General features: G+C 40.3%; 12 protein-coding genes. 10 read left to right on the plus strand and 2 right to left on the minus strand.

Features of this window, described 5'->3' with window-relative positions; translation table 11 throughout:
- The first annotated feature begins 57 nt into the window (after positions 1 to 57).
- The 7 genes from cmk (at position 58) to PESP_RS08170 (ending at position 5,543) form a co-directional block, all read left to right on the plus strand.
- Positions 58 to 768, plus strand: a complete 711-nt coding sequence (gene cmk, locus PESP_RS08140; protein WP_089347584.1) for a (d)CMP kinase — start codon at positions 58 to 60, stop codon at positions 766 to 768.
- Positions 769 to 863: 95 nt separating this feature from the next.
- A complete protein-coding gene (gene rpsA / locus PESP_RS08145; RefSeq protein WP_089349126.1) occupies positions 864 to 2,531 on the plus strand; it encodes a 30S ribosomal protein S1 in 1,668 nt (555 codons plus the stop codon).
- A gap of 65 nt (positions 2,532 to 2,596) precedes the next feature.
- Complete coding sequence (gene ihfB / locus PESP_RS08150) at positions 2,597 to 2,884, plus strand: integration host factor subunit beta (protein WP_004587872.1); 288 nt, start codon at positions 2,597 to 2,599, stop codon at positions 2,882 to 2,884.
- Positions 2,885 to 2,905: 21 nt separating this feature from the next.
- Entirely contained in the window at positions 2,906 to 3,187 is a 282-nt protein-coding gene (locus PESP_RS08155; protein WP_089347585.1) for a lipopolysaccharide assembly protein LapA domain-containing protein, read from the plus strand.
- A 2-nt stretch (positions 3,188 to 3,189) separates the two neighbouring features.
- Complete coding sequence (gene lapB, locus PESP_RS08160) at positions 3,190 to 4,326, plus strand: lipopolysaccharide assembly protein LapB (RefSeq protein WP_089347586.1); 1,137 nt, start codon at positions 3,190 to 3,192, stop codon at positions 4,324 to 4,326.
- A 46-nt stretch (positions 4,327 to 4,372) separates the two neighbouring features.
- Positions 4,373 to 5,077: an orotidine-5'-phosphate decarboxylase gene (gene pyrF, locus PESP_RS08165; RefSeq protein ID WP_089347587.1), complete on the plus strand. Its 705-nt coding sequence runs from the start codon at positions 4,373 to 4,375 to the stop codon at positions 5,075 to 5,077.
- A gap of 91 nt (positions 5,078 to 5,168) precedes the next feature.
- Positions 5,169 to 5,543, plus strand: coding sequence for a hypothetical protein (locus tag PESP_RS08170; protein ID WP_089347588.1), 375 nt, complete (start codon positions 5,169 to 5,171; stop codon positions 5,541 to 5,543).
- A 50-nt stretch (positions 5,544 to 5,593) separates the two neighbouring features.
- On the opposite strand, the gene PESP_RS08175 is transcribed toward PESP_RS08170, so the two are convergent.
- Both PESP_RS08175 and PESP_RS08180 read right to left on the minus strand, forming a co-directional pair.
- The gene (locus PESP_RS08175; RefSeq protein WP_089347589.1) at positions 5,594 to 6,424 is read right to left on the minus strand and encodes a CvfB family protein; all 831 of its coding nucleotides are present in this window, start codon (positions 6,422 to 6,424) and stop codon (positions 5,594 to 5,596) included.
- Positions 6,425 to 6,426: 2 nt separating this feature from the next.
- Positions 6,427 to 7,752, minus strand: coding sequence for a DEAD/DEAH box helicase (locus tag PESP_RS08180; protein WP_089347590.1), 1,326 nt, complete (start codon positions 7,750 to 7,752; stop codon positions 6,427 to 6,429).
- A 199-nt stretch (positions 7,753 to 7,951) separates the two neighbouring features.
- On the opposite strand from PESP_RS08180, the gene trhO reads away from it, so the two are divergent.
- The 3 genes from trhO to PESP_RS08195 all read left to right on the plus strand — a co-directional run bounded on the left by trhO (position 7,952) and on the right by PESP_RS08195 (position 13,247).
- Positions 7,952 to 8,959, plus strand: a complete 1,008-nt coding sequence (trhO, locus tag PESP_RS08185) for an oxygen-dependent tRNA uridine(34) hydroxylase TrhO (protein ID WP_058549126.1) — start codon at positions 7,952 to 7,954, stop codon at positions 8,957 to 8,959.
- Between the two features lie 194 nt (positions 8,960 to 9,153).
- The gene (locus PESP_RS08190; protein ID WP_174694381.1) at positions 9,154 to 10,164 is read left to right on the plus strand and encodes an efflux RND transporter periplasmic adaptor subunit; all 1,011 of its coding nucleotides are present in this window, start codon (positions 9,154 to 9,156) and stop codon (positions 10,162 to 10,164) included.
- A gap of 2 nt (positions 10,165 to 10,166) precedes the next feature.
- Complete coding sequence (locus PESP_RS08195) at positions 10,167 to 13,247, plus strand: efflux RND transporter permease subunit (RefSeq protein WP_089347592.1); 3,081 nt, start codon at positions 10,167 to 10,169, stop codon at positions 13,245 to 13,247.
- Position 13,248 lies beyond the last annotated feature (1 nt).

Raw genomic sequence — 13,248 nt, forward strand, 5'->3', positions numbered from 1 at the left:
CAGAAGTGACGTATAATATCGCGGTTTTATTTAGGTGTGCATTGCAGGAGGTTTTAAATGCAGGCGTTATTAATGCCCGTGATCACCGTTGATGGCCCAAGTGGTTCAGGTAAAGGAACTGTTTGTCGCTTGTTAGCCGACAAATTGGGATGGGATGTATTGGATAGCGGCGCAATTTACCGTGTATTATCCCTTGCCGCACTTCATCACCAAATAGCATTAGACAATGAAGAAGCGCTTGTCCCGCTTGCTGCAAATTTAGATGTGCAGTTTTTGGTAGATAGCCAAACTAATGCAGGAAAAGTTATTTTAGAAGGCGAAGACGTAACAACCACTATTCGTAATGAAGAAGTGGGGGCAGCTGCCTCAAAAGTGGCTGCTTTACCTCGCGTTCGTGAAGCATTATTACGTCGCCAACGTGCATTTCGCACAGAAAACGGCTTAATTGCCGATGGCAGAGATATGGGCACTGTGGTATTTCAAGATGCGCCGTTAAAAATATATTTAACCGCTAGTGCAGAAGAACGTGCTCGTAGGCGCTTTGTTGAGTTGAATGAGCGCGGTCATGATGTTACACTAAGTGGTCTATTACAGGACATTCAAGCCCGTGATGAGCGCGATATGAATCGTGCGGTTGCGCCGCTTGTTCCTGCTGATGATGCAATTGAAATAGACACTAGTGAGCTTAATGCTCAGCAAGTGTTTGATAAAGTTATAACTTTAGTCGATATTGCCATCTCAGAAGGTAAGCTTCCTAAACGAAGCTAAACACATTTTATGCGCCAGCAGGATGCCAGTGCTATTTTAACAACCCCATGCAGCATGGTTGCTTATTGGTATTAATATATGAGACGTATATTCGTATGTCAGAAAATTTTGCGCAGTTATTTGAAGAAAGCTTAAAGGGTTTTGAAGCAGAGCAAGGCTCTATTGTTAAAGGTACAGTAATCTCAATCGAGAACAACATTGTACTTGTAGATGCTGGTCTTAAATCAGAAAGTGCTATCCCTGCAGAGCAGTTCAAAAATGCTGCTGGTGAACTAGAAGTTGCTGTAGGCGACGAAGTAGATGTTGCACTAGATGCAATTGAAGACGGTTTCGGTGAAACTATCCTTTCTCGTGAGAAAGCGAAGCGTCACGAAGCGTGGATCCGTCTTGAGAAAGCATGTGAAGAGCAAGAGACTGTTACTGGTGTTATCAACGGTAAAGTTAAAGGCGGTTTCACAGTTGAAGTTGATTCAATCCGTGCTTTCCTACCTGGTTCACTTGTTGATGTTCGTCCAGTACGTGACACAACTCACCTTGAAGGCAAAGAGCTTGAATTTAAAGTAATCAAGCTTGACCAAAAACGTAACAACGTTGTTGTTTCACGTCGTGCAGTTATCGAATCAGAAAACTCACAAGAACGTGAAGAGCTTCTTGCTAACCTTGTTGAAGGCCAAGAAGTTAAAGGTATCGTTAAGAACCTTACTGACTACGGTGCATTCGTTGACCTTGGTGGTGTTGATGGTCTACTACACATTACAGATATGGCTTGGAAGCGTGTTAAGCACCCTTCAGAGATCGTTAATGTTGGCGACGAAATCGCAGTTAAAGTTCTTAAATTCGACAAAGATAAAACTCGTGTATCTCTAGGTCTTAAACAGCTTGGCGAAGATCCATGGGCAGCTATCGCTGGTCGTTACCCAGAAGGTTCTAAACTTTCTGGCCGTGTAACTAACCTTACTGATTACGGTTGCTTCGTAGAAATCGAAGAAGGCGTTGAAGGTTTAGTACACGTTTCTGAAATGGATTGGACTAACAAGAACATCCACCCTTCTAAAGTTGTAAGCCTTGGCGACAACGTTGAAGTTATGGTTCTTGAAATCGACGAAGAACGTCGTCGTATTTCTCTTGGTCTTAAGCAATGTATTGCTAATCCTTGGCAGGAATTTGCTCGTCTACAAAACAAAGGCGACCAAGTTACTGGTAAGATCAAATCAATCACTGACTTCGGTATCTTTATCGGTCTTGACGGTGGTATTGATGGTCTTGTACACCTTTCAGACATTTCTTGGAACACGCCTGGCGAAGAAGCTGTTCGTGAATTCAAGAAAGGCGACGAAATCACTGCTATCGTATTGCAAGTTGACCCAGAGCGTGAACGTATCTCTCTAGGTGTTAAGCAAATCGAAGCTGACCCGTTCAATAACTACCTTGATGCAAACAAAAAAGGTGCTATTGTTAAAGGTAAAGTGACTGAAGTTGATGCGAAAGGCGCAACTGTTGAGCTTATCGAAGGCGTTGAAGGTTACATCCGTGTAGCTGATATCGCTCAAGAGCGCGTTGAAGATGCAACTACTGTTGCTTCTGTTGGCGACGAAATCGAAGCTAAATACGTTGGTGTTGATCGTAAGAACCGCACTTTAAGCTTATCTGTTAAAGCTCTTTTCGAAGCAGAAGAGAAAGAAGTACTAGAGAAGCTTAAGAAAGAAGAGCCAGTGTTTGAAAACGCAATGGCAGCTGCTTTCGCAAATGCACAAAAAGACTAATTATTAATTAGTTTTTAATTGGAAGGGCAGTTTTGCCCTTCCACTATTCTCTTTAAGGAAACGCTATGACTAAGTCAGAACTGATAGAAACACTTGCCGAACAGCACGCACACGTACCAGTGAAAGATGTTGAAAATGCAGTAAAAGAAATTCTTGAACAAATGGCCGGCTCATTATCTACTTCAGATCGTATTGAGATCAGGGGTTTTGGTAGTTTCTCTTTGCATTACCGCGCTCCTCGCACAGGTCGTAATCCTAAGACTGGCGATACAGTAGAGCTTGATGGTAAGCATGTACCTCATTTTAAACCAGGCAAAGAGTTACGCGACCGCGTAAATGAGAGCATTGCCTAGTTAACTAGTTGGAGTAGTTACTTGTTTAAGGTATTAAAAATTATTCTGGTTGTACTATGCCTTTTTAGCGCATTTTTATTGGGTTCACAAAACCCACAATTAGTACAAATTAATTACATTATTGCCAGTAATACATTGCCTTTAGCTGTAATTATAAGTATCTGCTTTATACTCGGTGTTATAATTGGTTGTTTTATTAGCTTTAAATTGTTTTCAAAATTAAAGTGGCAAAATTACCGCTTAAAAAAACAATTATCGCCAGAAAAAAATAATAATAAGCTTATTGCTAATAAAGACACCTAACCATGATTGAGCTTTTGTTTTTACTACTGCCCGTTGCTGCCGGTTATGGCTGGATTATGGGCAAAAATAGTGCTAAAAACCAAGCTCATCAACTTAATCGTCAAATTACCTCAGAATACAGTAAAGGCTTAAAGTTTTTACTCGACCGCGAAGAAGACCAAGGCTTAGAACATTTAATAAATTTATTAGAAGTGGCAGCCGATTCAGTAGACCATTATTCCACACTTGCTACTATGTTTCGCCGTAGAGGCGAGCTTGACCGTGCTATTAAAATTCATGAACTGCTTTTAAAACACCCCGGTTTAAATGAACAGCAAGCAGCCGCTAGTCGCTTAGAATTAGCCGAAGATTACATTATGGCTGGACTTTTAGATGGTGCTGAAGAACATTTAGTTTGGCTTGTAAAAGCCGGGCATAGTGAAGCGCTTGACCCAATTATTACTTTATATTCGCAAACCAGAGAATGGGAAAAGGGCATTAATATGTTTGAAGCCCACAGCGAATTATTTGTTAAAGAGCAACATTTTAAAGCAATAGCAAACTTTTACTGTGAGTCTGCCTTAAGCGAAAATAATCCGCAGCTTATGCAAAAAGCAATTAGTTTAAATTATAAAGCCGTGCGCCCTTTATATGAACTTGGTTTGTCGGCTTACACAAGCGAAGATTATGTAAAAGCTATTTACTATTGGCGGGAGCTTGTTTGTCAGTTTACCTTATTTGCGCCACTATTTATTGATCAACTGGCACACAGTTATAAACAATTAAACTTAACACACCAATTTCATGATTTATTATGTGACTTACTTGATAAAGGCGGCGTGTTAATAAAAATAAAACATTGCCAAGCATTGTTAGAGCAAGGACATACAAAACAAGCATTTGATTTTTTAACTGACAGTTTAAAACGTCAGCCAACTATTCGTGGTTTTAGCTTTTTACTTCAGCTCATGGGTGACAAAAATCAAAATACAAAAGAAGTACTCAATGAAATTGATAAATTAGTCACTTCTTATATTGCTACAAAACCAGACTTTCAATGCCAACACTGTGGCTTTACAAGCCACACAATTTATTGGAACTGCCCATCTTGTAAACACTGGGAAACCATTGTACCAAGCAGAGGCTTAGACGGATTTTAATAACCCCCAACTATTAATAACTTTACTGCCATTCACTAGGATAGTTATGTCTTTAGAAAACTCAAAAAAAATTCTTATCGCTTTAGATTACGACTCACAAGACGCAGCGCTTAATTTTGTAAAAAAACTCTCGCCAGATATGTGTCGTTTAAAAGTAGGCAAAGAAATGTTTACGTACTTTGGACCGTCATTTGTAAAAGAGTTAATTGATTTAGGGTTTGATGTTTTTTTAGACCTAAAATTTCATGATATTCCAAATACGGTTGCAAAGGCTGTAACAGCTGCAGCAAACATGGGTGTATGGATGGTTAATGTCCATGCCTCTGGCGGCTTTGAAATGATGAATAAAGCAAAGCTCGCACTAGAAAAATTTGGTGATAACGCGCCGCTATTAATTGCAGTTACAGTGTTAACGAGCATGGACGAGGCAGAGCTTAAACGTTTGGGTATAGATAAATCTGCTCAAGACCAAGTTATTCATTTAGCTAAACTAGCTAAAGAAGCAGGCTTAGATGGTGTAGTGTGCTCTGCACAAGAAGCCAGTGCATTAAAAGCCGAGCTTGGAAGTAGCTTTAAGCTAGTCACTCCAGGTATTCGTCCTGAGGGGAGTGATGTTGGCGATCAAAAGCGAATTATGACGCCTAAGCAGGCAGTAGAAGCTGGCAGTGATTACCTTGTGATTGGTAGACCCATTACTCAATCATCAGATCCAGTACAAACTTTAAGCGATGTTAATTTATCATTAAAATAAATTAACAAAAAGCAGCTATTTAGTGCCAAAACCCTTTTCTGTACACATTTTTATGCTACATTAGTACTAAGAAAGCAGTTAGGGGTTTGTTTTGAAGTTAATTTTTGGATCTGTTTTAATTGTTGTTGCAGGATTTTCAGTAAATAAATATGTCTTTTCTAGCAAAGCATATGATGGCGTTACCGCGGTTACCGACGTAGTTGCTAATTACCCTGTAGATTTATTTGAATTTAAAAAAACTATGCACGGCTATGCTCACCACTTATGTTATAAAAATGAAGCTCGTTTGACGAGTCAAAATGTAACTACCTCTGAGTGCATTACAAACCACGATAAAAAACAAAATGAGTGTGAAGGGAAGGTGTTTAGATTAGCGCCGCTTAGCCTAGAGACTAAAGCAGAAATACTTGACTATTCAAAGCAGTACACAGAGTGCACTTTGCCTTATAAACATATTTTAGGCTAAGTTAACTAGTAAATTAAAGCGCTAACGTTTTGCTAGCGCTTTAAAACGGATTATCTTAAACGAATGGATTTTGCTTCAATATCTATTAAGCCTTGCTTAAATAAACCGCCAATTGCTTTTTTATAATTCGCTTTACTCGTAGAGAAAACCTTTTTTATAAGCTCAGGATCTGACTTATCACCAATGGCAAGTATTCCACCCTCTTGTTTGAGTTTCTCTAAAATCTTTTCACTAAGCTCACTTACTTTACCCATGCCAGGCTTTTCAAGTACAACGTCAATTTTACCATCTTCACGTACTTTTTGAACATAACCTTTAAGTTTTTGACCTACAAATAAGCTTTTAAATACCATGTTGTAAAATACAACACCAAAGTGAGATTCTTCAATTAACACTTTGTAGCCAATATCGGTTTTACCAGCAACAATTAAATCAACTTCTTGAAGCGATGCGTAGTTTGGTTCTTCTTTTGATATAAAGCGGTTAAAGTTACTAGAAGCACAAATACGTTGGCTTGCGTTGTCTAAGTATAAGCGTACAAGGTAAGAGTGACCTTCTTGCATGCGTGGTTTTTGTTCATTGAATGGTGCTAATACATCTTTTTCTAAGCCCCAATCTAAAAACGCACCTATGCTATTGATTTCTTTTACACGAAGTAGGGCGTATTCACCCACTTGAGCATGTGGTTTTTTAACTGTTGCCGTTGGTAAATTAGCATTATCTAAAAAAATGAAAACACTGATACTGTCGCCAGCTTCAAGCTCATCTTTTATTTCTTGTTTTGGTAAAAACACTTCACCTAAATCATGGCCATCAAGGTAAGCACCTTCGTTGCTAACTTCTTTTACAAATAGGGTTTGTGTTGTTCCTAGGTAACTCATAATTATTCCTGCTCAGGCTTTTTTTTGCGGCGCATTGGTGAATCGCCATCAATATTCATAGGGGCTTTAATTGGTGCCAGTGGTTTTTTAGGTTTGACTTTGCGTTTAACGTGTGGCTTTTTAACCTGCGTTACTTTTTTAGTTTTTACAGTTGCAGCAACAGGTTTTTTCTCTTTAATACCTTTAAATTTAGCTTTTAAACCTTCAACACTTGCAAATACCAGCTCATCGTTCAAAAACGATTTTATAGCTAAATAGCTTGCCCAGTCTTTAGGGCCCACAAGTGATAATGCATTACCTTTAAAACCTGCGCGGCCTGTACGCCCTATACGGTGTACATATTCTTCTGCGTGTTTTGGTAAATCAAAGTTGATTACGTGCGTAACACTTAATAAATCTAAGCCGCGTGAAGCGACATCGGTCGTAATAAGTATTTTAAAGTTTTCACGGCTAAACGAGTCCATGATCTCAAGGCGTTTACTTTGTGTTAAATCGCCAGCGAGCGCGACTGATTTAAATCCTTTGTCATTTAAAGCTTCACTTAAACGGCTGGTATCGGCTCGTGTTGCAGTAAAAATAATACATTGGCCAACATCGTCTTGCTTTAAAAAGTGTTCAAGTAGCGCTTCTTTATGATCAAGGTGATCAGCTAAATAAAGAGTTTGTTTAATATCACTGTGCTGCTCGTTTGCTGCGCTAAGCGTAATCTGTTTTGGTTTTTTTAATAAGTTGCGTGAAAGTGCATCTACTTGTGCATGATCAAGTGTTGCCGAAAACAATAATGTTTGGCGCAAACGGTGATTTGCTTGCTCATTAATCATTTTAAGTTGTTCAGTAAAACCTAAATCTAGGATACGGTCAGCTTCATCAAAAATTAACAGCTCTAAACCACTTAATTGTAATGAGCGCTTTGTGATGTGATCGGCCAAACGCCCGGGTGTTGCAACAACAAAGTGCGGGTCGTTACGCAGTGCTTTAATTTGATCGTTAAAGTTTTCACCGCCTAAAATTTTTACGGCTTTAATGTTTGTGCCCGCAATTAATAAGCGCAACTGAGTAAATACTTGCGTTGCAAGCTCACGAGTTGGCGCAACGATAAGTACACGAGGATCGCGTTTACTGAGCGCTTTTTGTTTCATAACTCGCTGAACAGCAGGTAACAAAAACGCTAATGTTTTGCCCGACCCAGTTTTAGACTGAGCAAAAATGTCATGCCCTGCAAGTGCGGTAGGCACTGCATGTGCTTGAATATCTGTGGGCTGGGTGATCCCTTGATGTGCTAATTGTGTTTCAAGGCGTGTATCAATCCCAAGATCAGTAAAGTGCAAAGTCGTGTTCTCCAATGTGCAACTTAAATTAATGGCCGCATTATAGCTTACACAGGGGTTATGCCGACAGTAAAAACCAATCTATAGCGCTATTTTTTGCAATTAATTATAAAAAGCGTAAAATACGCGTCCCATATGCGCCGGATTTACGATTCGGTAAACGCCACTTAAGGCTATCAAAGCAAAATAGGAAACAAAAATGACTGCTGTTCATAAAGATAATGTAACAAACGAGCACTTTGTAGTGTGTGCAATGTACAAGTTTGTAGGCTTACCCAATTTTGAAGCGCTGCGTAAACCGCTTTTAGAAGTAATGGAAGCAAACGAAGTACGTGGTACTTTATTACTTGCAGCTGAAGGTATTAACGGTACTGTATCGGCAAAACGCGAAGGTATAGATAACTTACTCGCGTGGTTAGACACTCAAGATAACCTTAAAAACATCGTTACTAAAGAGTCATACGATGACGAATGCCCGTTTTACCGTACAAAAGTAAAGCTTAAAAACGAAATTGTTACCATGGGTGTTGAAGGTGTTGACCCACTTAAAGTGGTAGGTAGTTATGTTAAGCCTAATGAATGGAACGCACTTATATCTGACCCTGAAGTTATCCTTATTGATACACGTAACGATTACGAAATAGAAATTGGGACATTTCAAAATGCAGTCGACCCTAACACTAAAACTTTCCGCGAGTTCCCGCAGTGGGCTAAAGAAAACTTAGACCCTGAAAAACACAAAAAAGTGGCTATGTTTTGTACCGGTGGTATTCGCTGCGAAAAATCAACTGCCTACATGAAAGAGCAAGGCTTCGATGAGGTTTACCACTTAGAAGGTGGTATTTTAAAATACCTAGAAGAAGTACCAAAAGAAGAAACTATGTGGGAAGGCGAGTGTTTTGTATTTGATAACCGTGTAGCGGTAAATCATGATTTACAAAAAGGTTCATACGATCAGTGTCATGCGTGTCGTATGCCAATCACTGAAGAAGAAAAGCAAAAACCAGAGTACATGGAAGGTGTATCGTGTCATCATTGTATTGATGATGTGACTGATGAGCAACGCGCTCGTTTTGCTGAGCGTCAAAAGCAAATAGAGCTCGCTCAAGCCCGTGGAGAAGGGCACATTGGTAATGAAGCCCAAGCTGTTTTACAGCAACGCAAAGAGGCTAAAAAAGCGCAAAAGGATGCCCAGCGCGGTAAATAATATTCATATATAGTTTTATAAGCCCAGCTTTTGCTGGGCTTTTTTGTTTTGGCTGGCTCATAACTTTATTCTGCTACTTTATGCATAATATTCATCTTATTGTTTTGTTATTTTATCGTTGTAACCTACTTATTGATCAAACAGCTGTTAAACTTCGTACGGTAATGAAAATAATAATTAATTAGGGTGTTACTTTGAAATCGCGAATTTTATTAATCAGCATGTTTACTGTCTTATCATTTGTAACCTTACCAGCAGTAAGTGCCAATGTTGTGGTACAAAAAATAACGCTAGAGCGTGCTAAGCAACAAGTTCAAGCTGTTGGTAATACTGAGGCTATTCATTCAGTTATGTTATACCCAGCAGTTGCTGATAGAGTAACCGCTGTACATTTTAAACCCGGCGATAAAGTAAAAAAAGGCGACACCTTACTCGAACTTGATTCACGTAGGCAAAAAGCTGCACTTGATGAAGCTAAAATTAAACTTGCCGATACCCAACGAATACTAGAGCGATTACAACAAAGCCAAGCAAAAGGGGCTGTGCCAAAAAGTGACGTTGATGATGCTAAAACCATTGTTGAACTTGCAAAAGTTACTTTGACTCAGGCTCAAACTGAGCTTGAGGATAGAAAAGTCATTGCACCATTAAACGGTATTATGGGCCTTACTGATGTAGAAGTTGGCGATAGAATCTCTGAGCAAACGGCTATAGCGAGTATTGATGATACGAGCGACTTGTACATTAACTTTAACGCGCCAGAGTCAGCCATATCTATGCTTCGTAATAAAAGCAATATAACAGTATTTCCGTGGCAGTCAGAAAAGCCAATTAACGCCGAAATTGCGTACCTAGATTCAAGAATCGACCCTCAAACACGTACCCTGCGTGTAAAAGCAAAGCTAAATAACGCCAACCAGCAGTTTTTACCGGGTATGAGTTTTAGAGTTCATATTGAAATGTTAGGTGATAATTATGCCGCAATACCAGAAGCTGCATTATTGTGGGGAGCAACAGGGCCGTATGTGTGGACAAGTGTTGATAACAAAGCCACACGTGTTGATGTAAAAATAGAGCAGCGTCTTTCAGGGCGATTATTAGTATCTGGGCCTTTAAATAAAGATGATATTTTAGTTATTGAAGGCGTACAGCGCTTGCGTACTCAGCAAGCGCTAAGCTTCAATGCAGCAGATACGCAGGAGTAGGTATGAAACAGCAACCTATGATGCAAGACTTACCATCAATGGCGATTCGCCGCCCAGTACTTATTGTGGTACTTAACTTACTTATTATTATTGCCGGCATTGCAGCTATTGCAGGGGTTGAGGTTAGAGAGCTCCCCGATGTAGATAGGCCGCGTATTACCGTTTCAGCTCCATTTCCAGGTGGCTCCCCAGAAACAGTAGACACCGAAGTAACCAGCAAATTAGAAGGCGCAGTAGCGCGCGTAAGTGGTGTTAAATCTATCCGTGCGCAAAGTGAAGAAGGCAACTCGCGGATTGTTGTTGAGTTTAGACCGGGTATTAATTTAGATGATGCCGCAAACGAAACGCGTGAGTCGGTAGCGCGTGTTCAACGTGAGCTCCCTGAAGAAGTTGAGCGCGTATCAATAATAAAAGCTGATAACGATGCAGAAGCCGTTGTATCGCTAACTGTCGCTAGTGATAGTTTATCGCTTGAAGCACTTACCGAGCGAGTTGATGTTGACTTAGCCCCACAATTTTTAACTATTCCTGGGGTTGCTGATGTACGTTTAAACGGTGATAGAGAGCGAGTATTAAGAGTACGAATCGACCCGCTTAAACTGAGCAGCTTTAATTTAACTATTCCAGATGTTGCACAAGTACTTAGCCAAGCCCCATTTGATGTACCAGCAGGGAGTTTAAAGGCAAACGATCAGCAAATAATTGTCCGAGCCGATGCTACATCAATCACCCCTGAGCAAGTGGGCGATATAATAATACAAGGCGACACCCGTATTAGCGATATTGCAGCCGTTTATTTTGGCCCTGCCGATCCTCGCTCTATGGTTAGGCTTAATGGTAAACCTGTTATAGGCATGGAAATAATTCGCCAAGCACAATCAAATACAATAGAGATATCTGATGAGGTATTAAAGCTCATCAACAGCATGCAAACACGCTTTCCTGAAATGGAATTTACGCTTACCTCTGATGATGCACAGTTTATACGAAGCTCAGTTGATGAGGTAATTTACTCTTTATTGCTAACTGTACTGTTAGTAGTGATAACACTGTGGGTTTTTATTGGCTCATGGCGCGCTACACTCGTACCTGCATTTGCAATTCCGGTGGCCTTAATTGGCTCGCTCGCACTTATTTGGGCACTCGGGTTTTCGATTAATATTTTAACCTTACTCGCCCTTGTACTCGCTACTGGTTTAATTGTTGATGACGCCATTGTAGTAAGCGAAAACATTCAGCGACAACGAGGCTTAGGATTAGGTCGGCGTGCAGCTGCGGTAATAGGCACACGAGAAGTGTTTTTTGCAGTAGTAGCAACTACAGCCGTGCTGGCTGCTGTATTTATTCCTATTGCATTTTTACCTTCAACCGCTGGGCGATTATTTAGAGAGTTTGGTGGTGTACTTGCAGGTGCTGTAATTATATCTAGCTTTGTAGCGCTATCTTTAGTGCCTGCACTTACCTCTAAATTAAAGTTAAAGCAGGGTGGCTTTCACCCATTTGCAAAACTAGGTCACTGGCTTGGCGGAATTTATACAAAATCAATTCACAAGGTGCTTGATCATGCATGGCTTACGTTTGTTGCATGTTTATTAGTTGCAGCTGGTTCGGGTGCATTATATACAAGCCTAGATAACGAACTATTACCGAGTGAAGATCGCGGAAAAATACGTATATTTGCGCGCGGGCCTGATGGTGTAGGGCTTAATTTTATGGATAGACAAGCCATAAAAATGGAAGATATTTTACTGCCTTTTGTTGATAGCGGCGAAATTGAATCAATTTATACCGTAGTTGGCCAATGGGATCCAAACATTGTATTTATTACTGTGCCACTAAAACATTGGGACGAGCGGCATTTTACTCAACAAGAAATAATTAATAAAATTCGCGAGCCTTTGGGTAATATTCCAGGTGCACCAGCGTACCCAGGTGGAGCCAATAGCTTAAACTTACGAGGTCAAGGCGGTGGTGTTGAAATTGCCTTACTAGGGCAAGACTACCTGCAAATATTTAAAGCAGCTCAGCAGTTCTCTACAGCTCTTGAAAAAGCAGTACCTGAAGTTGCCCCAGTGCGTATTTCGTATCAACCTTCACAACCTCAGCTTAGAGTAAATATAGACCGACGACGCGCACAAGAACTTGGCGTTGCGCTCAGCGACATTGCAATTACACTAAGGGCTGCCATAAACGGCGACGATATTGAAGATTTAAACATAGGCGATCAGTCCGTTCCTATAATGTTGCAAGCGCAAAATCAAACAATAAACGATCCGAGCGATTTGGCTAATTTATACATAAGAGCTGGCAATAACAGCTTAGTGCCATTAAGTAGCGTGGCTTATATTTCTGAAGAAGGGGTTGCAGCTGAACTCGAGCGCCACGCCCAACGCCGCTCTATTGAGCTCAGTATGGAGCTACCAGATGGATTAACGATTGCATCGTTGGTTGAGCAAATTAAGCAAGTGTCTGAGCAATCGCTAGCGCCTGGTATCGCCCTTGCGTTTAAAGGGGAAGCATTGACCTATGAAGAAACATCTAGCGAAGTACTTGTAACTTATGTACTGGCTTTTTTAATTGTATTTTTAGTGTTGGCTGCGCAATTTGAAAATGTAAACAGCGCTGTAGTCGTTATGATAACCGTCCCTTTTGGGATTACTTCTGCAATTTTAGCGCTTTATTTAACGGGAACATCGTTAAATATATATTCTCAAATTGGCCTAGTTATGCTTATTGGCTTAATCGCTAAAAACGCCATACTACTGGTTGAATTTGCAGACCAATTAAGAGATCAAGGCTTAACGGTTAGAAAAGCAGTAGAGCAGGCGGCATTAGTGCGTTTAAGACCAATCACCATGACCCTAATATCAACCTTGTTAGGTGCGCTGCCATTAATTATGTCTACTGGGGCAGGTGCTGAAGCACGTAATGCAATTGGCTGGGTGGTATTTGGTGGGCTTGCACTGGCTGTGTTATTTACGCTTTACCTTACGCCTGTAATTTATTTAGGTTTAGCACGTTTTACAACTCCTCGAGGTGATGAGTCTAAAGAGCTAGAACAAGAGCTTGAAAAGCTAACTTAAA

The sequence above is a fragment of the Pseudoalteromonas espejiana DSM 9414 genome (assembly GCF_002221525.1).
Taxonomy (GTDB): Bacteria; Pseudomonadota; Gammaproteobacteria; order Enterobacterales; family Alteromonadaceae; genus Pseudoalteromonas; species Pseudoalteromonas espejiana.

Coding starts and splice junctions, on each gene's coding strand:
- lapB (WP_089347586.1), top strand. CDS start 3,190: ATGATTGAGCTTTTGTTTTTACTACTGCCCGTTGCTGCCGGTTATGGC.
- rpsA (WP_089349126.1), top strand. CDS start 864: ATGTCAGAAAATTTTGCGCAGTTATTTGAAGAAAGCTTAAAGGGTTTT.
- cmk (WP_089347584.1), top strand. CDS start 58: ATGCAGGCGTTATTAATGCCCGTGATCACCGTTGATGGCCCAAGTGGT.
- PESP_RS08175 (WP_089347589.1), bottom strand. CDS start 6,424: ATGAGTTACCTAGGAACAACACAAACCCTATTTGTAAAAGAAGTTAGC.
- pyrF (WP_089347587.1), top strand. CDS start 4,373: ATGTCTTTAGAAAACTCAAAAAAAATTCTTATCGCTTTAGATTACGAC.
- PESP_RS08195 (WP_089347592.1), top strand. CDS start 10,167: ATGAAACAGCAACCTATGATGCAAGACTTACCATCAATGGCGATTCGC.
- trhO (WP_058549126.1), top strand. CDS start 7,952: ATGACTGCTGTTCATAAAGATAATGTAACAAACGAGCACTTTGTAGTG.
- ihfB (WP_004587872.1), top strand. CDS start 2,597: ATGACTAAGTCAGAACTGATAGAAACACTTGCCGAACAGCACGCACAC.